This is a genomic window from Clostridium sp. FS41 (assembly GCF_000954015.1).
GTDB classification, from domain to species: Bacteria; Bacillota; Clostridia; order Lachnospirales; family Lachnospiraceae; genus Enterocloster; species Enterocloster citroniae.
In genome coordinates, this window is sequence record NZ_JYHN01000092.1 from 115,463 (window position 1) to 137,942 (window position 22,480).

Annotated in this window: 33 protein-coding genes and 2 tRNA genes; 17 read left to right on the forward strand and 18 right to left on the reverse strand. The window is 43.7% G+C overall.

The window, feature by feature from the left end:
* Positions 1–240 precede the first annotated feature (240 nt).
* From rlmH to CLFS41_RS27790, 5 genes are all read right to left on the reverse strand, one after another.
* Positions 241–720 (reverse strand): 23S rRNA (pseudouridine(1915)-N(3))-methyltransferase RlmH, encoded by a 480-nt coding sequence (gene rlmH, locus CLFS41_RS27770; protein WP_007860527.1) that lies wholly within the window; start codon positions 718–720, stop codon positions 241–243.
* Positions 721–723: 3 nt separating this feature from the next.
* Positions 724–1,215, reverse strand: a complete 492-nt coding sequence (locus CLFS41_RS27775) for a GNAT family N-acetyltransferase (RefSeq protein WP_045094209.1) — start codon at positions 1,213–1,215, stop codon at positions 724–726.
* A 40-nt stretch (positions 1,216–1,255) separates the two neighbouring features.
* Positions 1,256–1,963 (reverse strand): response regulator transcription factor, encoded by a 708-nt coding sequence (locus CLFS41_RS27780; RefSeq protein ID WP_007860534.1) that lies wholly within the window; start codon positions 1,961–1,963, stop codon positions 1,256–1,258.
* A 58-nt stretch (positions 1,964–2,021) separates the two neighbouring features.
* Entirely contained in the window at positions 2,022–2,774 is a 753-nt protein-coding gene (locus CLFS41_RS27785; protein WP_045094210.1) for a helix-hairpin-helix domain-containing protein, read from the reverse strand.
* A 96-nt stretch (positions 2,775–2,870) separates the two neighbouring features.
* On the reverse strand, positions 2,871–3,296 hold the full coding sequence (locus CLFS41_RS27790; RefSeq protein WP_040415696.1) for a DMT family transporter: 426 nt from the start codon (positions 3,294–3,296) through the stop codon (positions 2,871–2,873).
* A gap of 134 nt (positions 3,297–3,430) precedes the next feature.
* Between CLFS41_RS27790 and CLFS41_RS27795 the strand changes: the two genes are divergently transcribed.
* The gene (locus tag CLFS41_RS27795; protein WP_007860539.1) at positions 3,431–4,225 is read left to right on the forward strand and encodes a YwaF family protein; all 795 of its coding nucleotides are present in this window, start codon (positions 3,431–3,433) and stop codon (positions 4,223–4,225) included.
* Positions 4,226–4,266: 41 nt separating this feature from the next.
* Positions 4,267–4,698: a C-GCAxxG-C-C family protein gene (locus tag CLFS41_RS27800; protein WP_007860541.1), complete on the forward strand. Its 432-nt coding sequence runs from the start codon at positions 4,267–4,269 to the stop codon at positions 4,696–4,698.
* A gap of 120 nt (positions 4,699–4,818) precedes the next feature.
* Here CLFS41_RS27800 and CLFS41_RS27805 read toward each other — a convergent pair whose 3' ends face one another.
* Entirely contained in the window at positions 4,819–5,364 is a 546-nt protein-coding gene (locus CLFS41_RS27805; RefSeq protein ID WP_045094211.1) for a DUF5662 family protein, read from the reverse strand.
* Between the two features lie 233 nt (positions 5,365–5,597).
* Here CLFS41_RS27805 and CLFS41_RS27810 point away from each other — a divergent pair, with 233 nt between their 5' ends.
* On the forward strand, positions 5,598–5,795 hold the full coding sequence (locus CLFS41_RS27810) for a cold shock domain-containing protein (RefSeq protein WP_007860545.1): 198 nt from the start codon (positions 5,598–5,600) through the stop codon (positions 5,793–5,795).
* Positions 5,796–5,919: 124 nt separating this feature from the next.
* Here the strand turns inward: CLFS41_RS27810 and hslO are convergent, their stop codons facing one another.
* From hslO to CLFS41_RS27825, 3 genes are all read right to left on the reverse strand, one after another.
* Positions 5,920–6,807 carry an Hsp33 family molecular chaperone HslO gene (gene hslO, locus CLFS41_RS27815; protein WP_045094212.1) on the reverse strand — a complete coding sequence of 296 codons (888 nt, stop codon included), beginning with the start codon at positions 6,805–6,807 and terminating at the stop codon, positions 5,920–5,922.
* A 40-nt stretch (positions 6,808–6,847) separates the two neighbouring features.
* Positions 6,848–7,597: a class I SAM-dependent methyltransferase gene (locus tag CLFS41_RS27820; protein WP_045094213.1), complete on the reverse strand. Its 750-nt coding sequence runs from the start codon at positions 7,595–7,597 to the stop codon at positions 6,848–6,850.
* 77 nt (positions 7,598–7,674) lie between these two features.
* A complete protein-coding gene (locus CLFS41_RS27825; RefSeq protein ID WP_007860548.1) occupies positions 7,675–8,184 on the reverse strand; it encodes an SEC-C metal-binding domain-containing protein in 510 nt (169 codons plus the stop codon).
* A gap of 208 nt (positions 8,185–8,392) precedes the next feature.
* Between CLFS41_RS27825 and CLFS41_RS29675 the strand changes: the two genes are divergently transcribed.
* The 3 genes from CLFS41_RS29675 to CLFS41_RS27835 all read left to right on the forward strand — a co-directional run bounded on the left by CLFS41_RS29675 (position 8,393) and on the right by CLFS41_RS27835 (position 9,764).
* Positions 8,393–8,563: a DUF1540 domain-containing protein gene (locus CLFS41_RS29675; RefSeq protein WP_007860549.1), complete on the forward strand. Its 171-nt coding sequence runs from the start codon at positions 8,393–8,395 to the stop codon at positions 8,561–8,563.
* Positions 8,564–9,163: 600 nt separating this feature from the next.
* Positions 9,164–9,236, forward strand: a tRNA-Ala gene (locus CLFS41_RS27830).
* Between the two features lie 306 nt (positions 9,237–9,542).
* Positions 9,543–9,764, forward strand: coding sequence for a helix-turn-helix domain-containing protein (locus CLFS41_RS27835; RefSeq protein WP_007860550.1), 222 nt, complete (start codon positions 9,543–9,545; stop codon positions 9,762–9,764).
* 14 nt (positions 9,765–9,778) lie between these two features.
* Here CLFS41_RS27835 and CLFS41_RS30525 read toward each other — a convergent pair whose 3' ends face one another.
* Positions 9,779–9,955, reverse strand: a complete 177-nt coding sequence (locus tag CLFS41_RS30525) for a hypothetical protein (protein WP_007860551.1) — start codon at positions 9,953–9,955, stop codon at positions 9,779–9,781.
* A 489-nt stretch (positions 9,956–10,444) separates the two neighbouring features.
* Here CLFS41_RS30525 and CLFS41_RS27840 point away from each other — a divergent pair, with 489 nt between their 5' ends.
* The 4 genes from CLFS41_RS27840 (at position 10,445) to CLFS41_RS27850 (ending at position 12,271) form a co-directional block, all read left to right on the forward strand.
* A complete protein-coding gene (locus CLFS41_RS27840; RefSeq protein WP_007860552.1) occupies positions 10,445–10,954 on the forward strand; it encodes a hypothetical protein in 510 nt (169 codons plus the stop codon).
* A gap of 318 nt (positions 10,955–11,272) precedes the next feature.
* Positions 11,273–11,527: a hypothetical protein gene (locus tag CLFS41_RS27845; protein WP_007860554.1), complete on the forward strand. Its 255-nt coding sequence runs from the start codon at positions 11,273–11,275 to the stop codon at positions 11,525–11,527.
* Positions 11,528–11,836: 309 nt separating this feature from the next.
* Complete coding sequence (locus CLFS41_RS30530) at positions 11,837–11,980, forward strand: hypothetical protein (RefSeq protein ID WP_166436571.1); 144 nt, start codon at positions 11,837–11,839, stop codon at positions 11,978–11,980.
* A 218-nt stretch (positions 11,981–12,198) separates the two neighbouring features.
* A tRNA-Val gene (locus CLFS41_RS27850) sits at positions 12,199–12,271 on the forward strand.
* Between the two features lie 205 nt (positions 12,272–12,476).
* Here CLFS41_RS27850 and CLFS41_RS27855 read toward each other — a convergent pair.
* The 4 genes from CLFS41_RS27855 to CLFS41_RS27870 all read right to left on the reverse strand — a co-directional run bounded on the left by CLFS41_RS27855 (position 12,477) and on the right by CLFS41_RS27870 (position 14,919).
* On the reverse strand, positions 12,477–12,719 hold the full coding sequence (locus CLFS41_RS27855; protein WP_007860562.1) for a hypothetical protein: 243 nt from the start codon (positions 12,717–12,719) through the stop codon (positions 12,477–12,479).
* Positions 12,720–13,255: 536 nt separating this feature from the next.
* Complete coding sequence (locus tag CLFS41_RS27860) at positions 13,256–13,438, reverse strand: hypothetical protein (protein WP_007860566.1); 183 nt, start codon at positions 13,436–13,438, stop codon at positions 13,256–13,258.
* 201 nt (positions 13,439–13,639) lie between these two features.
* Complete coding sequence (locus CLFS41_RS27865) at positions 13,640–14,659, reverse strand: hypothetical protein (RefSeq protein ID WP_045094214.1); 1,020 nt, start codon at positions 14,657–14,659, stop codon at positions 13,640–13,642.
* A 59-nt stretch (positions 14,660–14,718) separates the two neighbouring features.
* On the reverse strand, positions 14,719–14,919 hold the full coding sequence (locus CLFS41_RS27870) for a hypothetical protein (protein ID WP_007860571.1): 201 nt from the start codon (positions 14,917–14,919) through the stop codon (positions 14,719–14,721).
* Positions 14,920–15,153: 234 nt separating this feature from the next.
* Between CLFS41_RS27870 and CLFS41_RS27875 the strand changes: the two genes are divergently transcribed.
* The 4 genes from CLFS41_RS27875 to CLFS41_RS27890 all read left to right on the forward strand — a co-directional run bounded on the left by CLFS41_RS27875 (position 15,154) and on the right by CLFS41_RS27890 (position 17,688).
* Positions 15,154–15,492, forward strand: coding sequence for a helix-turn-helix transcriptional regulator (locus tag CLFS41_RS27875; protein ID WP_007860573.1), 339 nt, complete (start codon positions 15,154–15,156; stop codon positions 15,490–15,492).
* Between the two features lie 13 nt (positions 15,493–15,505).
* The gene (locus CLFS41_RS27880) at positions 15,506–16,198 is read left to right on the forward strand and encodes an ImmA/IrrE family metallo-endopeptidase (RefSeq protein ID WP_007860575.1); all 693 of its coding nucleotides are present in this window, start codon (positions 15,506–15,508) and stop codon (positions 16,196–16,198) included.
* Between the two features lie 82 nt (positions 16,199–16,280).
* Complete coding sequence (locus tag CLFS41_RS27885; protein WP_045094215.1) at positions 16,281–16,916, forward strand: superoxide dismutase; 636 nt, start codon at positions 16,281–16,283, stop codon at positions 16,914–16,916.
* A 430-nt stretch (positions 16,917–17,346) separates the two neighbouring features.
* The gene (locus CLFS41_RS27890; protein ID WP_007860583.1) at positions 17,347–17,688 is read left to right on the forward strand and encodes a sporulation initiation factor Spo0A C-terminal domain-containing protein; all 342 of its coding nucleotides are present in this window, start codon (positions 17,347–17,349) and stop codon (positions 17,686–17,688) included.
* A gap of 609 nt (positions 17,689–18,297) precedes the next feature.
* On the opposite strand, the gene CLFS41_RS30535 is transcribed toward CLFS41_RS27890, so the two are convergent.
* Positions 18,298–18,453, reverse strand: coding sequence for a hypothetical protein (locus CLFS41_RS30535; RefSeq protein ID WP_200895122.1), 156 nt, complete (start codon positions 18,451–18,453; stop codon positions 18,298–18,300).
* A gap of 141 nt (positions 18,454–18,594) precedes the next feature.
* Positions 18,595–18,834 (reverse strand): helix-turn-helix transcriptional regulator, encoded by a 240-nt coding sequence (locus CLFS41_RS29680; RefSeq protein ID WP_082082712.1) that lies wholly within the window; start codon positions 18,832–18,834, stop codon positions 18,595–18,597.
* A gap of 171 nt (positions 18,835–19,005) precedes the next feature.
* On the opposite strand from CLFS41_RS29680, the gene CLFS41_RS27895 reads away from it, so the two are divergent.
* Entirely contained in the window at positions 19,006–19,815 is an 810-nt protein-coding gene (locus CLFS41_RS27895) for a Ku protein (protein WP_045094216.1), read from the forward strand.
* Positions 19,812–20,762 (forward strand): DNA ligase, encoded by a 951-nt coding sequence (locus tag CLFS41_RS27900; protein ID WP_082082709.1) that lies wholly within the window; start codon positions 19,812–19,814, stop codon positions 20,760–20,762. Before CLFS41_RS27895 ends, CLFS41_RS27900 begins: the two co-directional genes overlap by 4 nt.
* Positions 20,763–20,789: 27 nt before the next feature.
* On the opposite strand, the gene CLFS41_RS27905 is transcribed toward CLFS41_RS27900, so the two are convergent.
* Both CLFS41_RS27905 and CLFS41_RS27910 read right to left on the reverse strand, forming a co-directional pair.
* Positions 20,790–21,011 (reverse strand): hypothetical protein, encoded by a 222-nt coding sequence (locus CLFS41_RS27905; RefSeq protein WP_045094217.1) that lies wholly within the window; start codon positions 21,009–21,011, stop codon positions 20,790–20,792.
* A gap of 204 nt (positions 21,012–21,215) precedes the next feature.
* The gene (locus CLFS41_RS27910; RefSeq protein WP_045092390.1) at positions 21,216–21,395 is read right to left on the reverse strand and encodes a hypothetical protein; all 180 of its coding nucleotides are present in this window, start codon (positions 21,393–21,395) and stop codon (positions 21,216–21,218) included.
* A gap of 270 nt (positions 21,396–21,665) precedes the next feature.
* On the opposite strand from CLFS41_RS27910, the gene CLFS41_RS27915 reads away from it, so the two are divergent.
* Complete coding sequence (locus CLFS41_RS27915) at positions 21,666–22,361, forward strand: DUF3800 domain-containing protein (protein WP_045094218.1); 696 nt, start codon at positions 21,666–21,668, stop codon at positions 22,359–22,361.
* Positions 22,362–22,480 lie beyond the last annotated feature (119 nt).

A 22,480-nucleotide genomic window follows, 5' to 3' on the forward strand; every position in this document is an offset into this window, starting at 1 on the left:
TGGCTGGGTCTTCCCTTTTTTAAACAAACCAGCCGGCTCTTATCCAATTGAAATAAGAGCCGGCCTTTGTTTTACTGCTGTGTCAACCGCTTTCCCTCATACAGATCGCAAAAGGCTTTATACTCAGGGTTTTCCCATGTCTTGTCTTCAAAGGTAGTGTACGATACAACCATTGCTTTAAATGACTCAATAGCGCAATTTTCATCGATCGCATATCCCTGAGATTCATCCTTTTCCCCGCTACTTGTGATACGGTTCCCCCCCAATGATCCTGTAACTCCTATAAATCTGCTCCAGCAGGACCACCCGCATCAGCTGGTGGGGAAATGTCATTTTGGAAAAGCTCAGGGCATAGTCCGCCCGCTTCATAACCGCTTCAGACAGCCCCAGGGAGCCGCCGATCACAAACACGATCTGGCTTGTGCCATCAACACCCAGCTTTTGAAGCCTAAGAGCCAGTTCCTCGCTGGACAGCATCCTGCCTTCAATCGCCAGGGCGATCACATAAGCCCCGTCCTTTATATTGGAGAGGATCCTCTGACCCTCCTTTTCCTTTATCTGCTTTTCAAGGGCTTCGCCCGCCCCATCCGGTGTCTTCTCATCCGCCACCTGGATGATCTCCAGCTTGCAGTAACGGCTCAAACGCTTGGAGTACTCCTTAATGGCATCCTCAAAGTACCGTTCCTTTATCTTTCCAACTGTAACAAGGGTAATCTTCATGTATTAAAACTCCAATATCATATCGTACCAGACCGCACCGCCGTGAACCGACCGTGACACTCCCATGTTCACGTATCCAAATTTCTCATAATAATGGATCAGACGGTCCTTGCAGGTAAGGATCAGGCCCTTTCGGCCCTGTTCTTTAGCTCTCTTGATCATTGCCTCCATCAGGGCTGCCGCCACACCCTGACAGCGGTATTCCTTCACCACATCCAAGCCGAAAATGCTCTGATATGCTCCTTTGGGATCGTGAAGGGAGCTGTCCTCAAACATCTCATCCTCAATGGTCCTATGGTCTGTAACCGCTCCGTTGACCAATCCAATGATCCCATCCTTTGTCTCTGCCACCAAGAAACTTTCTCCAAACAGTTCCAGCCGTTCCTTTAAACGTTCCCTGTCCGCAGCTTCTGCAGCAGGAAAACAAGCCAGTTCCACCTGAACCACGGCATCCAGATCCTGCGGCTCAGCTGTTCTGATTCTATAATCGTACATACGTGAACTCCTTAAACACATTCTATCGTCAATCTCATGCTCATCCTTTGACACGGAAATAATATCCAACCCCCCACTTTGTATGTACATACTTGGGGTCGCTTGGACTTGGCTCAATCTTCTCCCTCAGTCTTCTCACATGGACGTCCACAGTCCTCACGTCACCGCTGTCCATGGCCTTATTGCCCCACACATAGGTGAGCAGCGCCTCCCTGCTGTATACCTTGTTGGGATTGCGCACCAAAAGTTCCAGCAGGTCAAACTCCTTGGCAGTCAGGTTAATTTCCCGCTCACCAATGAACACCCTGCGGCTTTCCGTATCCATCTTAAGGTCGCCGGAGCCGATCACACTGACATTGGCCTCCTCTTTTTTCATACGTTTGTTCTTGGAACTGCGGCGTATAATGGCCTTGATCCTGGCCTTGACTTCCAGAATGTTAAAAGGCTTGCTGATATAATCATCTGCCCCGTATTCCAATCCCAGGATCTTATCCATATCGCCGCCCTTGGCCGTCAGCATGATAATGGGCATGTCGGAAAACTCGCGGATCGCCTGGCAGACCTCATAACCATCATACTTTGGAAGCATAACATCCAAAAGCACCACATCATACTCTGTCTTCTTGGCCAGTTCCAGCGCTTCCTCGCCGTCATATGCACAATCCACTTCCATGCCGTCCTGTTCCAGGCTGAAGCGGATACCCTTTACAATCAATTTCTCATCATCTACAACTAATACTTTTGCCATGTTCTTTCCCCTTATCTATTAATGGCGGCCTGAAATAAACTCAGGCCGCCCAACCGGATTATACTGTGATACTGTCCTTAATCTTCTCAAACGCTGCGTCCTTAATTCCGGACACATTCATGATATCCTCTATAGATCGAAAACCGCCGTAAGTCTCCCTGTAGCGGATAATATCCTCTGCCCTGGATTCACCTATGCCCCGAAGGCTCATAAGTTCCTCCCTGGTGGCCGTATTCAGGTTCACCTTGGATGACGTTCCGGAGGATCCCCCGGATGACGTTCCAGAAAATGCTCCGGAAGATCCCCCGGATAACGCCCCTGGATCCGCTCCCAAATTCCATCCGCCAACAAGTCCCTGGGCCTTCCATTCCTCGGCCTGGCTCTCACTGGGAACATCCAGTTTCATACCGTCCTGTACCATCTCAGCCAGGTTCAGGTATTCTTTGGCGCCGTCATCCTCAAAACCTCCGGCCGCTTCAATGGCATCCCAGACCCTGCTTCCCTGGGGAAGTTCATAGACTCCGGGACTTTGGACCTTTCCGCATACATGAACAAACACACCGTCCAACGGCATTCTATCATCCAGCGCTGTCTCTGGCCGCGCCGGATCCACAGCAGGCGTTCCCTGCAAAATACGTTCCTGTTCATTTGACGTTTCCTGCAGAACGCGTTCCTGTTCCTCTAAATCAAGGATTACCTCCTCTTTTCCGGAGATGTCCTGATGATCACTACAGCTATAGCATATGCCTGCAGCCAACATGCATATGACCATGGCTGGCAGTTTTAATGTTTTAAAAGATATAAGTCTCATCTGAATGGTATCCCTCCTTATCAACGGGTACCATCCCAGCCTGATATTACTATTCTATCTAAAACACCCTTTAAATACAAGCGTTATTTCCAATTTTTATCTTTCAAAGACCACAATACCTCCAATGGCAATGGCTGCCCCTATGAGCTTGTGCCAGGCAAAGGGGGTCTTATCCACTCCAAACAATCCAAACAGTTCAATCCCATATGCCACAATGATCTGTGATATGACGATCAACAGAGCTGTCTGTGCCGGTCCCAGGCTGGCCATGCTGCGGATCACCGTGTACGTGATCAGGGCTCCCATGATTCCGCCCAGCAGCACATATTTAGGTGTAACCTGCATCAGGCCCATAACCGGCTCCCTGCCAGTAAAAAGCCATATGACCACGCAGGTAATAAAGGCGGTCAGCTGCACCCATCCGGCCGCCACCCACACACTGGTCTGCTTTGTCACCTCCGTATTAAATACACCCTGTAAACTCATTAATGCACCTGACAGCAATGCAATTATTATTCCCATGTCTTCTCTTTCCTGCCTTTCCATTCTTTTTCCTGTTTCCTTATCTTTCCCTTTGAAATTATTTTTATTCTCAGGTAAGGAGTTGTCAGGCATCTGCATATGATGTATAATCGTTCACACAGGAGGCTCCGTTTATGGGTAACATCGCAACATCAATCTTTCAGATGTCATCATGGTCCATGAAGACACCTGCTCCATATTCTGCCTTCCACATTCTATTTGGAGGCGCAGGAATCCTTACAGCCATTTATCTGGCCTGGAACATGTCAAAAAAGCAGCCCTTTCATGTGCTGTTTTTCTGTGGGCTGATACTGGCTGCCAGTGAACTGTATAAGCAGGGATTCCTATATTACATTGTCAATGGACAGCAGTATGACTGGTGGTATTTTCCATTTCAGCTGTGCAGTGTCCCCATGTATCTGTGTCTGCTTCTTCCTGTTATCCATTCACTGGCTCCAGCCCGTTTTTTAAGGGCAGTATGTACATTTATGCAGGATTTTGCCCTGTTGGGCGGGATCATGGCCCTGTCTGAGCCCAGCGGCCTGATGCATCCTTTTATTGTACTGACCCTGCACGGATTCCTTTGGCATTTTATACTGATCTTCATTGGCCTTTACAGCCGCCTTGCCGGCCTGGGAGGAACAAAAGCCAAGGAGTTTCCAGGCACGATCCCGATTTTCCTGGTTTGTGCCGCCATTGCAACGATCATCAACATCGTATCCCACCCTTACGGAAATGCCGACATGTTCTACATCAGTCCCTATTATCCCAATGGGCAGATCGTATTTCATGAGATCGCACTGACCATCGGAACGGCCGCCGGAAATGTTCTGTACCTGCTATCTGTGATATTAGGCGGTTTTCTGATCCATATGGGCTTGGGAAAGATGCGGATGAAATCTTCAATACGAATGCGGTCTTCACAGTAAAAAGAACAAACTTAATCTTTACAGCAAAGGAGAAATAAACCATGTCAAAAGAAAAAACAGAAATCGATAAAGCAAAACAGGCAAATGCATTCCATGACAGAGGCTTTAACTGCGCCCAGTCAGTTGCATGTGTATTTGCAGATAAAACAGATCTGGACGAGAAGACCTTGTTTCGCGTAACAGAGGGCCTTGGCCTGGGTATGGGCTGCATGGACGGAACCTGCGGCGCCATCTCCGCTGCCGCCGTACTGGCGGGCCTGAAATGCAGCACCGGACACACGGACGGCCCGGATTCCAAAGCCATCTCATACGAGGCTGCTGCTTCCTGCATCCGCGCATTCAAGGAAAAGAACGGCAGCCTTGTCTGTCGTGAGCTGAGGGGCGAAGATACAGGCACGCCGCTGCGCTCATGTCCGGGGTGCATTGAGGATGGGGTGAGGATCATCCAGGAGCATTTGTTTAAAGAAGACTAAGACCCATATACGCAAAAAAGAACCGCGGCAGCATGGCACACCTTCCATCCATGATGCTGCGGTTTTCCCCGCCGATCTTCATCGGTCTGTTATGTTCCTTGATCTGATACGTTCCTTGATCTAATACGTTCCCTTTTTCAACAGTTTCCTTAAATAGGCAAAGGTATGGTCCTCTCCCTTTTCTTTCAGCATAATAAGCAGCTTTTCCAACAGCGCTCTTGTCTCCGGATGGATGGTGATGTATTTTTTTGTATATTCATAATATTCCAGAGGAGCCGCACTTGTATAGTTCTTTCCCTTATAAACCTCACAGGCGGCAATCCGGTCACAAATCATCTCTGCCACATACCGCAGCGGCATTTTGTTTCCTACCAGTCCGTCTTCCTTGTGGTTGGAAATGTCGATCCAGTACTCGTAATGGTGTTTGTTCCTGCCTTTGTGGTGAAGCCAGGCCCTGGAATAACCCACAAGCTCACGTTCCGCCGCATTGGGGCTGCGGTTTCCCTGGTAATAGCGGACACCGGTCCAGAATTCCTCCGGGCTGTATTTGGAAAGGTCATGCGTCAGCCCCTGCCAGTACAGGCCAATCTTAAAACAATGCCTGCGTACCAGGTGCCTGTGCTTTGTAATCGTACAGTAATGCCTCCATATATTTTGAACTTTCATTCATAAATCCCTTCTTTTCACCCTTTATTCCAGTTAGTATATCATAAAATTCACCTTTTTGCCCCTGTTTCTTTCGATTTTAACCTTTGAACAATAGAATCTTAAGTTTGCATAATTTGTTTATGCTTTATGACCAAAAACGTTTGACACTTTTCAACATTTGTGATATTCTAAGGTCAGTTGCGAAATAACTTGCAACAGAACAATTTTTTATATTTTTTGGAGGTATCGTAATGAAAGGTACAGTTAAGTGGTTCAACAACCAGAAGGGTTACGGTTTTATTTCTGACGAGCAGGGCAACGATGTATTCGTACACTACTCTGGTCTGAACATGGAAGGCTTCAAGTCCTTAGATGAGGGCGCAGAGGTTGAGTTCGACGTAGTTAACGGGGCTAAGGGTCCTCAGGCTACCAACGTAACCAGAATTTAATCAATGAACAACAGTGTACCTTTTTCAAACATATATCATTACTGATAGAGTTGAAGTAAGTTATATCTGATTTCAAATGATTACAAGTAGGAGCCAGTCGTCTGACTGGCTCTTTTTGTTCCGTTTATGATCCCTGCCTGGCTTTATCCAGGATATCCTTTAACTCATCTACGGTAAATCCATAATTCTTTCCACAGAAATGACAGTTCACCTCAATGGTCTTTCCATCATCGATCATTTCCTGTATATCCTTTTTTCCCACACTGATCAATGCCTTTTCCACACGCTCCTTTGTACAATTGCAGTAAAACCGTACCGGCTCCCTGTCATTGATCTCCAGTCCAAACTCTCCCAGGATATATTCCAGTATCATCTCCGGCGTATTGCCCACATCCAGCAGGGTGGTAATGGAAGAAATCTCTTTCAGCTTTTCCTCCAGCCTTCCAATAATGGATTCAGATGCCCCGGGAAGCAGCTGAATGATAAATCCTCCTGCCTGGCGAACCGTGTTGTCCTTATTCATCAGCACACCCAATGCTACGGAGGAGGGGGTCTGTTCTGAGGTGGCATAATAGTAAGTCAGGTCCTCTGCAATCTCTCCTGATACCAGGATAGTCTGTCCCACATAGGGTTCCTTCAGGCCGATATCCTTGATCACACTCAGCACTCCCACGCCCAGGGCACCGCCCACGTCCAGCTTTCCCTTTGCATTGGGAGGCAGCATGACCACGGGGTTAAAGGCGTATCCCTTTACATTTCCGTGGGAGTCAGCGGTAACGGTCAGTCCTTCAATAGGTCCGTCCCCCTGGATCTTAAGGGTAAGGAGGTCATTATCCCCTTTCATGTCACAGCCCATCATGGCTCCGGCTGTCATAAGGCGGCCCAATGCCGCGGTTGCTACCGGGCTGGTATTATGGGCCTTTCTGGCTTCCTCCACCATATCCCTGGTTGTGGCGGCAAATGCACGGATTTCTCCCGCAGCCGCAGTTGCTCTAACTACATAATCTGACATTGTATCACACCAATCCTTTCACTGTGCCTTTTGTTTCAGGTCACTTTCCCATTTCCCTGGCAACCACATAAATCCGTTCACTGTCATCCCGGGCCGGATGATGGGTGCATGCATCGTATGCTGCCACAAACTCCATGCCCGCTTCCCCAATGGCCTGCTTTATCTCCTCCAGGCTATAGGCCCGCTGATAATGGGTTTCCTCAAATTTCCGGTAAAGCTCCCCTTCTTTTACAAAAAGGGTCAGGTCATATTCATTGACCTTGTCTTCCTCATCATAAAAATTATTCCAGATAAAGCTGGATTCCTCCCTGTCCTCTGCAAATGTATAATCCGCCAGCATTTCCCTGTATTTATATTCTGTGTTGAGATCAAAGATAAATACACCCTTGGGATCCAAATAATTATTGACCAGCCTGAACACCTGTACCAAATCCCCGTATTCCATAATGTAGTTCATGGAATCACAAATGCTGACCACTGCCCTCACCGTACCGTACAGTTCAAATTCCCGCATATCCTGCTGCAGATAAAGGATATCCAGTCCGGAATCACGGCTTTTGTTCATGGCGATCTGAAGCATTTCCCCGGAATTATCGATTCCGATCATATCATATCCGGCTTTTGCCAAAAGCTCTGTCAGGCTTCCGGTGCCGCATCCCATGTCCAGTATCAGGCCGCCAGAAACTCCGTATTCCGCCAGAAGACCTGTCACATAAGCGCACCATTCCTCATAGGGCACATTGTCCTGGAACACATCATAAACTTCCGCAAATCCCGTATAGGCTTCCATGTCTCACCCTCCTGTCTTTCACTGCAAAAGCGCCTGTCCGGATCATCTCCGGGCAGGCGGCTTACAATCAGATATCATTATGCGTTCTTACCGCAGCACTTCTTATACTTCTTGCCGCTTCCGCATGGACAGGGATCGTTGGGGAAAATCTTCTTATCCTTGCGGACCGTGCCGGAAGCTTTCTGATTCTTGTAAAGTTCCTTGCGCTTATCCTGGGTAAGGATGCTGTCCCACTGAGGAAGCTCATACAGCCAGTTAGCCTTTGCCTCCACCATATTGTAATACAGCTTTTCCGGGTCGATTTCAATTTTGACCTCTGTGTCCTCTTCCATGGTCTCAATGGGATTCTCATAGCCCTTCAGGCTCTCATTGATTCCATCCAGGAAACCTGTCATGATCAGTATCTCAGTTTCGTACTTCTCAGCCAGTTCCTTTACAGTTCCTGTCACAACCTCTGCCGGGTTGGAAAGGATCTGCTCATAAATTCCCTTTTCAATCTGGAAATATCCCGCCCACAATTCTTCTCTCTTTTTATCATCCAGGCCATCGCCATATGCCAGATTTCTCCATGTCTCTAACAGTGCCATAGTAAAACCATCCTTTTTGTATTTTTATGTGCTAGACCATAGTATATAACAAAAGTCAGGATTTTTCAAATATATTTTGTCTTCTGGATATAAATACATGGCATATGGCAGCATATACGATACCGCCGTATAAACCCAAGGGTATTTTTTTCGATTTTCTGCAGATAATAAGCAGGTAATCAAATAATTTTTTAAAGGAGGTTTTTCCATGAAGGTCAATGGCAAGAACGAAAGCATTCAATGTTCCATCAAGAACTGCACCCATCACGCACAGGATGAGAATTACTGTACACTGAACGTAATCAAGGTAGGCACACACGAGGCTAACCCAACCGTAAAGGAATGTACAGACTGTGAGTCTTTTGTAAACAAGGCTTAGTAAATCAGGAAAAGGGACAGGACCTTGGCTTATGGCCGCAAGGTTCTGTCCTTTTTTTGTACAAATGTGGATAAACTAATATTTTTTTCAGATAATAACATTTTATCCACAATCTTTTCCACATTATTGTGGATAAGTGGATTATTCGTGCAATTACAACTGTTTAATGGGGTTGAAAATTAAAAACGCGGGGATGAAGCTGGACTTACTGTTCAGACACGCGTTTTTTGGGGGTAAGACTTGGTAATTGGGAAGATTAAGTTACATGGGCTAGGGATGCAGGGGGCTCAACTAGGCTTCCGCTTTGTGTTCGGTCCCATGCCTTCCCTACGGGAATTGTGGGTCTGATTCTGATTCTCCGGCTTTTGTTTTTCCGTTATACTGTTAAACATTTCATTGGATTTTTTTTGTGCCAGTTTTTCTTCTCTCTCTTGGTCCATATTATTACGTATAATCCAATTATCTCAGACAATAATTGGATTTTTCCTTTCTCCAGATTCTACTGGGTATTTCATCTCACTGATAGTATGATTCAAAATTTTAGGTTCCAGTCCATCATGGGATTGTAATTTTTTCCATTTGTGCTATAATGTGATTTATGGGGACATAGCTCAGCTGGGAGAGCGCTGCGTTCGCAACGCAGAGACCGCGGGTTCGAATCCCGTTGTCTCCATTTGTTCAAAACCCACGTGATTGCGAAAAGCAACGTAATAGCGTGGGTTTTTTAATATCCAGAAATGTTACATTATCCTTTTATCGGTATGAAAATATGCATTTATATCACACGAAGTATCACACGAAAACGAAACTCCGGCCACTGATATCTGATTGATCTCATCATTTAGTACCCTTGTCCGCTTGGGGGGATGCATCTTGCATACTATAAGCTGTATGTATTATTAATAGTATCTTTTATAAAACGTATATACAAAATATAATATACAAGTTATAGAGCATACTAATAAATGGGAGGCGAGACATGATAAGCTACGAGCCGTTATTTCGGACAATGAAAGAAAAAGGCATAACATCATACAAATTGGGGAAGATGGGTTTTCCAATGTCCACATATCATTCGATCAGACACGGAAACAGCATGAATATCAATACACTTAACACGCTGTGCAGGCTTCTGGATTGTTCTGTAAGTGATGTATTGGAATATATAAAAGATGAAGATGACACTAACGGCAGGGAATGATCCCTGCCGCTTTTCTATTCCAATTTCTTTTCCCGGTAAAACTCCATATAACCGCACTCATCACATACATAGGCGATCGTGGGCCCTAACTGCTTTTCCTCATCCGGTATTTGATGGATCGCATCAATCCAAAGCATATGCGTCCGTATACGATTTTCTTCCATCTTACCATTACATTTAGGACAAATCATATATTTTCATCCTCCTTTTTGTTATTTCCTTTATGTATTATAGTAAAAAGGATGTAAAAAGGAAATATTATTTTGTATTTTTTTGATCAGTAATACAGCCAGCCTATGACTTAGCAAACGCCAAACAATTGTTTGATGTTCTTCAAAGCAAAAAGAGGGCTGATCATAAAACCAGAAACACCAGCACTCAACGCTGCTCCCATATTTATTTTCCCTCCCTGGTCCATTGACATAGATATGGATGGGTGATATAGTTGTTCTGACAGAACATATGTTTTTCAGGGATTTCGATCTTTTCAAACAATTCTTCCAAATATTCTGGATTAACCAAATCTGCTCGTTAAAGGTAGGGACTGGAAAAGTCGGGGGACACATTGGATACATTAAGTAAAAAGAGAACGCGGAGCCGTCCTATAAAAATATACAAAGCCTGATTTCCAAAAGTAGTTTAAACCTAAGTTTTTATAAAAAATACCAGGAGGATTTATCATGAGGAAAGTACTATTATTTATTGCATCTGCTCTTCTGTCAGCATCTATGGGAATGACAGCCTTCGCCGGAGAATGGAAACAAGATGATACTGGATGGTGGTATCAAAATGATGATGGAGGATATCCAACCAGTACCTGGCAGAACATTGACGGAAAGAACTATCTTTTCAACGATAACGGATATATGCGAACCGGATGGATAAAAACCGTCAACGGTAACTGGTATTATCTTAACCCTACCGGCGAAATTAGATATGAGGACTTGACGGAAAATAATACCACATATTATTTTGATTCAAATGGCTTCTGCACAAACCCTGACAATGAAAGCAGCATTGAAAGTGACTATCAGTCCATATTGGATCAGGAACGGCTTGAAGCTCAAAAGCGCCTTCTGGATCAAGGTTCGTCAAACGGGAATGCTTATGAGGAAAACATAGTATATGAACGGGATGCATCACCACAGCCTTTAAAAAACAGGTTTCCTTTAGCTGATACGCAGCTTTAAAAATAATTATAAAAATCATTGCGGTTAAACTGTTTGGAAACTGGATGAATATCGCACTAAAGAAATGGAAAACCAAGCATACTGAATCTGCCGCTTAAACAAAACATCCCCTCTGATGCCAGTACAAGGCTCAGAGGGGAAAATTAAGAAGACATATAATACTTCTCTGGTGCTTAAGACAGGCCTATGCGCGCCTTCCCATAAGGACTTGGAATGATTTCTGAATTTTCTTGGAAAATGAATCCTGTTGTCCCCCATCTGCACCAATTCCCCCACAGGACATATATTAATACCAAATACACCCAGGGAGGTATCCCAATGCCCGGAGGATGGGAATACCAGCCATACATTACCACCTATGACTCTTTTATTTTTTATAATGCCATTGGAACCCATGATGACTACTTTTATCATCCCATTGCGGTGGCAAAACAGATTGTCAATGGAACCAATTATCGATTCATGACCATTGCTGAGCCAAAAGAAACAGGTCTTACGCCGCATTTTGCCATTGTGGAGATTTATCAGCCGCTAAACGGTAAGGCATATGCCACCAGTATCACACCGTTGTAATAAAAGCCCCGTCCTGGAACGGGGTTTTCTTTTATTTTGCACGCTTCTCTTCCTCTGCAGCTTTTTGATCCGTCACCATGCTTTTAAAAGTCTCAACTTGAAAGGGATTGAAATCGCAAAAATCACACATGCTAAGACAAAAACACACCGGATAGGTAAGCATTTGCAAACAACCTGTAATCGGGCCTTTGCGATTGCCCCCGTAAGCCGGGCCTGTGTTATTCTTATTGTGTTATGTGCAGTAAAATGATAAAGTAGAAATATACATGAGAGCAGACAAAAATCATTACCATGGAGGAGGGATCAAGTGTGAAATTTATTGCCAAATGTCTGATTGCTGTTTTAGCCATTGTCCTGGCACTTGCTGTTTATGATACGGTTTTTAACGGCCTCCTCAAAGGAGACGGCTACCGCCCGGTTACTGAGCAGATGAGAGAAATCAGCAAGGACTAGGAATTTCCTCTTATTTCCTTCACAAACTTCTTACAAACCGTTCATATTTTGTCTATGGATTGCTCATATTTGCCGGATATACTATGTCTTGTAAACAAATATTGCTTATAAGATTTTTTTCATAATACTCAGCCGGCAGAAGAGATTCTGACCGGCTCCTCCCTTTTTATAGGGATTGTCTTGCCAATTCACTGCGATCTGTGTTATAATCGCCCTATGGAGACATAGCTCAGCTGGGAGAGCATCTGCTTGACGTGTAGAGGGTCGCAGGTTCGAGTCCTGTTGTCTCCACTGGTTAAAGTGTGCTGGAACCCTTGATATTACAAGGTTTTTAGCACTTTTTTTATTTTATACCATCTGGATTTTTGAAGACAATTGAAGACAATTTTTATTTGTCGTCAATATAGGCTTCTGAATCTGGCTTAACATAATCCACCACATTTCCAGTACTATCTTCTATTCAGGCGAAAATCTGACAATTGTGCCACCCAATGATTTATATATTTGTTTTATATTTGACCGCAGCCACATTCTCTCCGTCCGGTGTTTTGTAACCCAGATTAAAGCCGCTAAAAGACAGGCTGCTTTTATCGTCCACGCTGGACACCTTTGCATTGACCCATACTCTTACTTTTGTTTTGCTGCCAAGATCCGTATTCAGCACAATGCAGTTGTCATCCCTGTCTGTATTTGTAAACAGCAGATCAAACTTAAATTTTGCATCATAGCCTCTGAACACAAGGCTCCCCTCTCCTTTTTCAAAGCGCAGGCTGGTATCAATACTTATGTTTCCGCCCTGTTCCCCGATGTTGTTGGAGATTATGAGTTCTTCATGTTCTGAGTTAATATATACAATCTGTACATCCCCCTTACAGACTTAAGTTCTCCGCTCAGATTCACCCATGTATCTTCTGAGGTGACAGACGGACTGCTGCAAGCCGAAATTGATATTATGAGTATGGATACCCCCAACATCACATCAATATGCTTCATATCCAAATTCCTCCCCATTCATATGAATCATTTCAAATCCCATACCGGTCAGGTACTCTTATATAAGGATACATCTGCTAACTAGAATACAGGTTCATAAAGGATGGAATTTTTAAATATCGTTGAATGGGTACGATTTCTCCTTTAGAAAAAAGCCGGCCCGCAGCACATCTGCTGCAGGCCGGCTTAAAAAGGGGAGGATAAGTATTAAGAAAATTCTTAACACTCTCATTATTGCCTTTTTTTTCTTTGATATACATTCATGGGACAAATTAAAAAAAATTATTGTAATGGCCCATTTTCCAGTGCAACCAAAATTAAGGCTATATCCAGATTAACAGCCGCGGTCTCGTTATCTATGAACTCCACTTGTCTGAATCTCACGCGGTCAGGAATCATTTCCATTGCCGCAAACATATCTTCAGCAGCTTTTATGGATTGATAGACAACATACGGTTCTCTCATCTCAAGTCCCTCTTACTAAACATCACTGATCTACCAGGCTCAATTTCAATTGTGATTTCTTTTTATCTGTACTCTAAAAGATAAAGACAATACCCTTCTATTTTAGTTTATCACCCTCCGAAAATCAATCCACTTTTTGTGTACGTTAGCATATAGTATCTGTATGATTACCTATTTCTTACAAACACAAAGTCACACACCTCAGTATTGAAAATCCGGCCACATGACTCCATCTCCGCTGTTTCGTTTCTGCGCTCCTTCCACTGTACTGAAAGATGCAATGGGATGATCCGGTGTCACGTACAGGATTCCCTCCTTCGTTAAAAGCGTAAGATAGACTTCATAGCGTATTCCGTCTTTTCTGTTGGTATACTCTGACAGATCCGCCGTATATCCGATGGAAGACTGCCCTCCTTCAGCCAGCTTCCTGGCGGGGAGGGTATCCCCCTGGGGGATCTTTATAATGGGCCCCGCGGTCCTGCCCGAAACGCTTCCTCCCCCTTCTACGCTGTAACTTGAACTGGAGCTAAAGCTGCCCGAGCGATTGCCCGAACCGCGGTCGGAAGGCGACAGTTCTACGGTCCCGGTGTCCCTGATGATCAACTCCACTCTCTCAATAACATCCTCATCCAGGGGCATGGATTCATTTGCCGGAGAAATCCAGGCATAAAGCAGATTACGGTCCCCGGAAGATTCTGAGTCCAAGCTCCAGTTCGTTTCCACCCTGCGGGTAAACAATTCACCTGTATACATCTCGTCCAGTGATTCCTGTCTGATCCCCTCTGAAGATTTTAGAACAAAAGCGGGTTTAATGGATTCAGCCATATCAACAAGCAGCACCGCCCGATCATAATCATCTGCTTCCTGCTGATAGACCTGTCCTCCAACAATTATACTGGCCACCAGAGTCTCTCCGCTTTTTCTTTCCTTAGGCACTGCCATCATGGTCACTGCCATCTTTTTATCCTGCAGTTTTACATCTATCGATGTCTCAGAAAACAAACTCTGCCCTTCTCTTATCAAAGTCTCCAGTTTATTACTGCTCTCATAAAGAGATGTCCTTACGTTTTCCAGATCATTATGTATATTGACTTCCCGATTGTTATATTCCTGTCTCAGAGACTCTAATTCTCTCTTTATCCCTCTGACCTGAACATGATTCACTGCCAGCATAACAGCACAAAAAATAATAACGGCATTCTTTAATTTATTTTGGTTCATAGCATCCCCCTTTTCTGATCGATTTTTAACATTGGTACTTAATTCTCTCTTTCAGGATATCACATGTCAGAAAAGAAGTCATCCTTCCCGATGGCCGATTGGACCACCTCGCGCCAGGATATGCTTTTAGCCCTGCCAAGGCAGCGGCAGCATACATCCTGAAAACCTGCCCCTGAAAAGATCTGTGCCGTCTCACTGGTCGCTTTGACATAACCTGCCGGTGTCTCTCCCCCACATATGTCACAATAATGTTTTTCCATGATAATCTCCTTTCAGATATTGACACCAGGATCCGTAGGTGGTATAGTTTTTACATCGAACGTGTGTTCTATCTTTATCCTTTATATGGTGTCACATTTCGTGTCTGCTTATGTTATATCATCATTCACATTTCGTGTCAATATGCAGAAGTGTTTTTTCACATTACGTGTCATTATTTCTTTACAAAGGACACGCGCCGTGATAATATGCACTTATAGAAACGAGGTGTGAACATGGGCGAATTTTATAAGGTTTTTAAGTCACTCAGACAGGAACGTGGATATTCCCAAGCATATTTGTCAGATGTGCTGGATATCTCCCGAAGCGCAATCAGTATGTATGAAAACGGCAACCGGGAGCCTGATTTTGAGACCCTGGAGAAAATCGCTGATTTCTTCCAGGTAGATGCGGACTATCTTCTGGGGCATACAAAGGTTTCCGCTATACCGGCGGAAAAACAGACTTATGAGCCAACCTACGAAGATATACAAAGCCTGATTGCACGCAATGGAAAGAAACTCACGGTCGAACAAAAGCAGGACATCATACGGATTTTGTTGTCTGATGATTAAGGAGTGAACCGTTTTGGATCGTGGTGGGATATTGTGCAAGATTTTAGAGGTATACAAAACCTGCGGGATTGACAGCTTTCCCGTCAACAGCATTGAGGTGATCCAAACATTAGGGATTCCCTTATTTAAGTACTCAGAACTTCCATCCAGGAAGGAGCTGGAATGTCACCGGGTCAGCGATGATGCATTTAAACTCAAGGGAAGCATTTACTACAATGATACCTTCCCTCACCTTTGCCGCCAGCGTTTTACATTAATGCACGAGGTTGGCCACATACTGCTGGACCACGCCGGAGACACCATGGAGAATGATCTGGAAGCGGACTTCTTTGCAAGTAACATCCTGGCCCCCCGCATTCTGATCCACCGGCTAAAGTGTTATGATGCCGCCTTGATTCACGGAACCTTTGGCTTATCATATGCCGCCTCAAACCGTGCGTTACTGTCCTATAGGGAGTGGTTCCGTAAGATATCCTACAGCGCGGCCAGACGGCCTTCCGACACAGAACTGCAGCTGGAACATATGGTTTTCCCTAATCCATCATGCCTCAGTACCAATTCCATGAAGCCATCCGCAACCAGGTCCCGCCTTTCCCGGGATACAGAGGAATGCATTGATTTTTTTGATGAACTGCAACGCAACCGAGGGAACACTTATTGGATGGAGCGGGCTAAATCACAGTGGCTGTATGCCAATGATCTGTAACAGCCCTATCTTATTTATCGATGGCTGCAGGGTACATTTTCCATAATACGGGCATATACTAAGAAAAAACAAGGTTATAACCATGAACCAGCATTATAAATTTGTCAACACGCCGCTTCCATATTCTTACAATGCTATGGAACCCTATATTGATGAAAAGACAATGTACCTGCATCATGATAAACATCTTCAAACCTATATTGATAATTTAAACAATGCCCTGAGTCAATACCCGGAATTTCAAACCTGGACCCTGGAACAGCTGCTAGTCAATGTCCCAAGCCTTCCAACAGCTCTTCAGACTGCTGTCACAAACAATGGAGGCGGTGTATTCAACCACCAATTTTACTTTTCTAACCTTACAAATCCTGCGCCTTCTCAACCCGTGGGTTTGCTTGCTGAATCCATCAACATGGAATTCGGGAGTTTTCAGGACTTTCAAAATCAGTTCAAAACCGCCGCCCTCTCTGTATTTGGTTCAGGCTACGCCTGGCTGGTTGTAAATGCGGTTGGACAGCTTGCTATCATAACAACAAAAAACCAAGACACCCCTCTGCCCTTGGGGATGTGCCCTGTGCTTAATCTGGATGTCTGGGAACACGCCTACTATTTAAAACATTATAATTTGCGTGGGGATTATATTGATGATTGGTTCCACGTAGTAAATTGGAAGAATGCAAACAGCAGCTACAGAAGATGCTTTTGCATGGAGCCTTAACCTTGTCCATGTATCATTAACACTGTTATGTATTATTGACACTATATATGTATCATTAATCCCTGTATAAGATCCAGCCCCGTCACTGCAGAGGCGCGGGCGCCAAGCGCGGCTGGACCGGTTTTCCGGTCCTCCCTTTATTTTTTTCTTTTTGTGTGCCTGAACATCCTTTCCCACAGCATATTTGAATACGCCTTCTTCTGTTTTTTGTTCAGCATATTTGAACGCGCCTTTTTTCGTTCTTCCCTGATTTGTCGTCTTGTCCTGTCCCCTGATACGCAGGCACTTTTTTACATATACCAATTCCCCGCCTAATCGCTCGACATTTTTCGTCATAATATATCGATTTTTGTTGTCGTCTCTCCGCTTGATAATCCCCCTCCCAGCGTATAACTTTACAGTGGTAACAATACATTAGGAGGATTAGAATATGAAGTACGAAAGAGAAACCTGTAATTTACTGCGGCGTCTGGGTGTCAATAATTCTTACAAGGGATTCCGCTATACCGCCTACGGCGTTGGACGGGCCATCCATGATCCTGAACTGCTCACTTACATCTCAAAAGGATTATATGTAGATATCGCCAGCCGATTCCAAACATCTATTGGGTGTGTTGAAAGGGATATCCGGACCATAGTGAAAACGATATGGGAACATGGCGACAAAATGCTTTTATATGAAGTTTTTGGCTTTGAGACAGAACAGAAACCACGAAACGGTGCTTTTATTGATGCAGTAGCTCATTATGTAGTAGAACATTATTACGATTAACCATGAAGGGCGCATTAGCAGCGCCCTTGGGTTCAATCATCTGACTTACTTGGCTCTTTCTTCATTTGTTTCTTGCATTTTCGCAAATCACATCTGGCTGCCTCTGTCCTATTTTTTCTATCCCCCCTGTACTTTAGGTATCATGTCAGGAGGGAAATAACTATTCTCCGAGTAAGTATGATCATACAGAGGGCTGTCAAAATAACCCATGGCCTGTCTGTAAAAAATCCAGGCCCACCGCAACCTTGCGATGGGCCTGACTGGACGATTGAGATTGTATCCCCCAGCAGCAATCCTATGACTATTACACTAACGCTTCTGCTCAAGAGTAAATCACAAATAAGCCGCAGCCTCCCAGGTTGATGGGCCGACAAAAAAACAGAAACCAGCATAGCACCAAACCCACAAAAAATCAGCCCCGGCACGTCACTCGCGCTGAAGCTGATTTAAAAAGGGGAGGATAAGTATTAATTATGAAACTAGGCCTACAAACCAACGTTTTTACGTTGTTTTTGCAAATCTTGTGACTAACATGTGACTAACCATACACAATTATACTTAATTCTTTCAAACAAAAAAGGACACTTTTTTGTTGTCTGCTAAATGTATTTACATCCTCTTTTCATTGTCAATCATTCCTTTATGGTGAGCCCAATTAAGTGTAGCCGCTACTGCCTGAGCCACCTTCTCATCGACTTCATCATGTTCACCTATTTCTCTCATACAAATAGAAACAAACTTATCCTCATCTATTGGATATGCCATAACTACTTCCTCCTTTGTATTTATACAGAAACACCTATAAGAATATTAAGGATTTTCGTGTATCCATATCCATTACTCCTCTAATGTACACCATAGTTTTCGTCTCCTTTCAATTTATCTTTAATTGGAGAACGCACCAATTTACTTTTCCCTTCGCTTTGTCCCGATATCGGGACACTTTTTAAATTTTACTGCTGAATCGAATAAATCTACAATTCCAATATGTAACCCTTCTGCTATCATCTCGGCTTCATGGAGGGTCATTGATACCTCTCCATTCTCTATCCTACTCAAAGCCGACTTTGATAATCCAGTCATGATTTCCATCTGCCGAAGGGATAATTTCCTCTCTTCTCTTATTTTTTTCAGCAGTATCTTCATAATTATGAATATACCACTTTTCTTTATAAAAATATCTGGAAAAATAATCCATAAATGGGTCCACATGGAATAATTGGCTGATCCGGTAGCCCATCTTATATTATTTATATTTACATGTGTTATATAATCTAAACAGCCGGGGATACTAACCTAAAACGAGAGGTGATCACTATGCCAGCAGCGCACAAGGGAGCAATAAGTTTTGGGCTTGTACACATTCCTGTAGCATTACACACAGCTACACAGGACAACGATATACACTTTAATCAGCTTTGCAAGGAGGACGGGTCCCGGGTAAAGTATAAAAAAGTCTGTGCCAATTGCGGCAAGGAAGTAGGCACACAGGATATAATTAAAGGGTTTGAGTTTGCGCCAGGTCAATATGTGACAATGACTGATGCAGATTTTGAGAAAGCCAAAACCGAAAAGGACAAAACAATCCAAATCCTACATTTTACAGATATCCACAACATACGTCCCATCTATTTTGATAAAACGTATCATGCAGTTGTTGAGGCTGGCGGGGATAAAGCCTATGAATTACTCCGCAAGGCCATGTTAGATGAGGGTAAGGTGGCGATAGCCAAGACTGTAATGGGGCAATCAGAAAAGCTACTCTGTTTGATTCCTACGCCAAAGGGGATGCTTGTTGAAACTCTATTTTTTGCGGACGAAGTGAAAGAAATCCCCAAGGAACCAGCGCACCCAGAATTGCAGCAGCAAGAACTGGATATGGCTAAAATGCTTATTAATTCTATGGATAAGGAATTTGAGCCGGAATTGTATCATGATGAATACCAGATAAGACTAAGGCAAATTATAGAAGCTAAAATAAACGGACAGGAAATCGTTAATGCACCAACAGAGCATCAGGACAATGTTATTGATATCATGGAGGCACTACAGCGTAGCCTTGCGCAGGTATCAGACAATAAGCCTCCGACCAAACGTAAACCACGCAAAAAGGCTGCAACAGCATGATGAACCTCTTTGACAGTAAAAATATTAAACCAATGCTGATTGGAAAAGAGATGGCTCCATTTGATGATCCAAACTATATCTATGAGTTAAAATGGGACGGAGAACGGTGTGTGGCCTATTTGGAGCCAGGAAAGCCGCCAGAGTTACGCAACAAACGTAACGTCCGTATGCTATCCAAAGTACCAGAGTTGGCAGAAATCAGTAAGCAGGTCAAAAAACGTTGCATTTTGGATGGCGAACTTTTTATCCTTAAAGATGGACGTCCTGACTTTTCCTTGATCCAGCGCCGCAGCCTTATGTCAGACCGGTTTAAAATCGAATTAGATTCCAAACATAATCCTGCTACATTTTCGGCCTTTGATATCCTGTACTATGACTGTCAGGAAACCATGCTCTTACCATTGATGGAACGCAAAGCTCTACTTGACAAATCTATTACAGATGGTCCCCGTATGGCTATCTCGCGCTATGTGGATGGACAGGGTACACCACTTTTTGATTTTGCTATAGAAAGGGAACTGGAAGGAATAGTTGCAAAGGTCAAAGACAGTATCTACATCCAAGAAAAAAGGACCACAGATTGGATAAAGATGAAGGTTATGATGGAGGATGATTATGTAGTATGTGGATATATCCTAAAAAGCAACCACATGACCAGTATTGTCCTGGGACAGTACCGGGGCAATACATTAATCTATAAAGGCCACGTTACCATGGGTGTCAGCGGGCAGGCGTTTGATATCATCTCCAGACATTCCACGCTTCCTGCTGCCCCATTTATCGCATACCCGGCAGGCCACGGTAATAGCAGGGCCGTCTGGCTCTCTCCAGATCTTGTGTGTATAGTCAAGTTTATGCACCGTACAAAATCTGGAGGGATGAGACAGCCGGTATTCAAAGGATTACGTTTTGATAAATTGGCAAAAGAATGTATTGAAAATGTTTAGGCGGGCCCGGTCATCCGGCTCCGCCTATCACATGTAATCATACGGAGTTTTCCTCCGCGCCTCTGCCCGCCTCGGTATCGCTGCTTCTGCTTCCTCCAGAGTTCTGTACAGCCTCTTCTCCGTCAGTCGGATCCCCTTTCCACTCCCATACCTGACAATGTATTTTCCGCCTACGCAGGATCTGATTGTTCCTTCGATCACATGTATGTTGCTCTCCAGAAAGAAGCAGGTATCTCCTACCTTAAACATGATCATCCCTCCCGCTTGTATTATAATGTAAAATAATACAAAACAAAAGATGTTTGTTCACACTTTTATCACAATTATCTCTTATCATAAATTACGTGCAAAGCATTTTCATGCTTTTCATATACTTTTTCAAAAGGGCTGGCAGGAAACTGCTGGTCCTCCTCTTTTCTGGAACAGGCACCACATCTCTAGTGCCTCCTTTCCTTACGCTTCGCCTTCCACCTCCTCTATCTTAAGAGCCAGCTCCAAAACAGTAGCGGCAGTTTCATCACTAATGAAATGGACATTCCTCATTGTAATCTCATTTATGAGTAATCTCATTTCACTAAACATGTCCTCCGCTGCCCTGACGGACTGATATTGTACATAAGCTCCTTCAATCATGACTTTATGCCTCCCCACCATTTTTATATATAAACGCTTTTTTCGGGATTTTTCCCCATTCATTTTTTCTTATGACAAATTTAGTACGCATATGTCTGCGGACAACAGTTCAATTCTCCATTGACATTTTCACATATTTCGCATATACTATAAGTGCAGATAGAGATATGCTGTATACCTGTGTAACTGAACTAACGTTTAAGCGACATGTAATGTCGTCAGCCACAGGGACCGCCAGTAGGCGGTTTTTTTTTACTAAGGAGAACCTTGATGGAAATAATTGTTTATTCTGATGAATCAGGCACCTTTGATAAAATTCACAATGACATTTTTGTATTCGGAGGAATTGTTTTCCTTGGAACAAAAAGCCGAGATATTGCTAATCGGAAGTATTCCCATGTTGAAAAGATTATTCGGACATCTGGGAAATATGCTAAATCAGAAGAACTAAAAGCAGCAAAAATCACTAATAAGCAAAAGGGCAAAATTTTTCGTTCTTTAAACGAATATATACGTTTTGGAGTTATTATTAAACAAGATAAACTTCTTGATAGAATTTTTGATGACAAAAAATCCAAGCAAAGATATTTAGACTATGCGTTTAAAATAGGATTGAAGAATTGTCTAAAAACCCTAATATCAAATGGAAAAATACAGCCACATGATGTAATCTCTATGAAAATATATGTAGACGAACACACTACTGCTACTAATGGTAGGTATGAGTTGAGAGAAGGGTTAGAACAAGAATTTAAAATTGGCACATTTAACATGAAGTACGATAAATTCTTTCCTCCGCTATTTCCCAATATGAAAAGCCTTGATTTAGACTATTGTAATTCTGCTAAAGTCACATTGATTAGAGCGGCGGATATTGTAGCAAATAAAATTTATTTTGAAACAATCAATAATCGGTATGACAATCTATGTGAAAAAGTACACATGACAATCTTACCTTGGAAATAATTATTATAGAGCAGGTAGCCTCAAGAAGAGATTGCCTGCTCTATTTTGGGCTTTATTCCCCCAACCCCGGCCACCGCAGCGCCCCATCCTGATCGGGCGTCAACACCACCGGATCCATG

Bases quoted from the DNA above. Each gene is read 5' to 3' on its own strand.
- rlmH (WP_007860527.1), bottom strand. From the start codon at position 720: ATGAAGATTACCCTTGTTACAGTTGGAAAGATAAAGGAACGGTACTTT.
- CLFS41_RS27775 (WP_045094209.1), bottom strand. From the start codon at position 1,215: ATGTACGATTATAGAATCAGAACAGCTGAGCCGCAGGATCTGGATGCC.
- CLFS41_RS27780 (WP_007860534.1), bottom strand. From the start codon at position 1,963: ATGGCAAAAGTATTAGTTGTAGATGATGAGAAATTGATTGTAAAGGGT.
- CLFS41_RS27785 (WP_045094210.1), bottom strand. From the start codon at position 2,774: ATGAGACTTATATCTTTTAAAACATTAAAACTGCCAGCCATGGTCATA.
- CLFS41_RS27790 (WP_040415696.1), bottom strand. From the start codon at position 3,296: ATGGGAATAATAATTGCATTGCTGTCAGGTGCATTAATGAGTTTACAG.
- CLFS41_RS27795 (WP_007860539.1), top strand. From the start codon at position 3,431: ATGGGTAACATCGCAACATCAATCTTTCAGATGTCATCATGGTCCATG.
- CLFS41_RS27800 (WP_007860541.1), top strand. From the start codon at position 4,267: ATGTCAAAAGAAAAAACAGAAATCGATAAAGCAAAACAGGCAAATGCA.
- CLFS41_RS27805 (WP_045094211.1), bottom strand. From the start codon at position 5,364: ATGAAAGTTCAAAATATATGGAGGCATTACTGTACGATTACAAAGCAC.
- CLFS41_RS27810 (WP_007860545.1), top strand. From the start codon at position 5,598: ATGAAAGGTACAGTTAAGTGGTTCAACAACCAGAAGGGTTACGGTTTT.
- hslO (WP_045094212.1), bottom strand. From the start codon at position 6,807: ATGTCAGATTATGTAGTTAGAGCAACTGCGGCTGCGGGAGAAATCCGT.
- CLFS41_RS27820 (WP_045094213.1), bottom strand. From the start codon at position 7,597: ATGGAAGCCTATACGGGATTTGCGGAAGTTTATGATGTGTTCCAGGAC.
- CLFS41_RS27825 (WP_007860548.1), bottom strand. From the start codon at position 8,184: ATGGCACTGTTAGAGACATGGAGAAATCTGGCATATGGCGATGGCCTG.
- CLFS41_RS29675 (WP_007860549.1), top strand. From the start codon at position 8,393: ATGAAGGTCAATGGCAAGAACGAAAGCATTCAATGTTCCATCAAGAAC.
- CLFS41_RS27835 (WP_007860550.1), top strand. From the start codon at position 9,543: ATGATAAGCTACGAGCCGTTATTTCGGACAATGAAAGAAAAAGGCATA.
- CLFS41_RS30525 (WP_007860551.1), bottom strand. From the start codon at position 9,955: ATGATTTGTCCTAAATGTAATGGTAAGATGGAAGAAAATCGTATACGG.
- CLFS41_RS27840 (WP_007860552.1), top strand. From the start codon at position 10,445: ATGAGGAAAGTACTATTATTTATTGCATCTGCTCTTCTGTCAGCATCT.
- CLFS41_RS27845 (WP_007860554.1), top strand. From the start codon at position 11,273: ATGCCCGGAGGATGGGAATACCAGCCATACATTACCACCTATGACTCT.
- CLFS41_RS27860 (WP_007860566.1), bottom strand. From the start codon at position 13,438: ATGAGAGAACCGTATGTTGTCTATCAATCCATAAAAGCTGCTGAAGAT.
- CLFS41_RS27865 (WP_045094214.1), bottom strand. From the start codon at position 14,659: ATGAACCAAAATAAATTAAAGAATGCCGTTATTATTTTTTGTGCTGTT.
- CLFS41_RS27870 (WP_007860571.1), bottom strand. From the start codon at position 14,919: ATGGAAAAACATTATTGTGACATATGTGGGGGAGAGACACCGGCAGGT.
- CLFS41_RS27875 (WP_007860573.1), top strand. From the start codon at position 15,154: ATGGGCGAATTTTATAAGGTTTTTAAGTCACTCAGACAGGAACGTGGA.
- CLFS41_RS27885 (WP_045094215.1), top strand. From the start codon at position 16,281: ATGAACCAGCATTATAAATTTGTCAACACGCCGCTTCCATATTCTTAC.
- CLFS41_RS27890 (WP_007860583.1), top strand. From the start codon at position 17,347: ATGAAGTACGAAAGAGAAACCTGTAATTTACTGCGGCGTCTGGGTGTC.
- CLFS41_RS30535 (WP_200895122.1), bottom strand. From the start codon at position 18,453: ATGGCATATCCAATAGATGAGGATAAGTTTGTTTCTATTTGTATGAGA.
- CLFS41_RS29680 (WP_082082712.1), bottom strand. From the start codon at position 18,834: ATGAAGATACTGCTGAAAAAAATAAGAGAAGAGAGGAAATTATCCCTT.
- CLFS41_RS27895 (WP_045094216.1), top strand. From the start codon at position 19,006: ATGCCAGCAGCGCACAAGGGAGCAATAAGTTTTGGGCTTGTACACATT.
- CLFS41_RS27900 (WP_082082709.1), top strand. From the start codon at position 19,812: ATGATGAACCTCTTTGACAGTAAAAATATTAAACCAATGCTGATTGGA.
- CLFS41_RS27905 (WP_045094217.1), bottom strand. From the start codon at position 21,011: ATGTTTAAGGTAGGAGATACCTGCTTCTTTCTGGAGAGCAACATACAT.
- CLFS41_RS27910 (WP_045092390.1), bottom strand. From the start codon at position 21,395: ATGATTGAAGGAGCTTATGTACAATATCAGTCCGTCAGGGCAGCGGAG.
- CLFS41_RS27915 (WP_045094218.1), top strand. From the start codon at position 21,666: ATGGAAATAATTGTTTATTCTGATGAATCAGGCACCTTTGATAAAATT.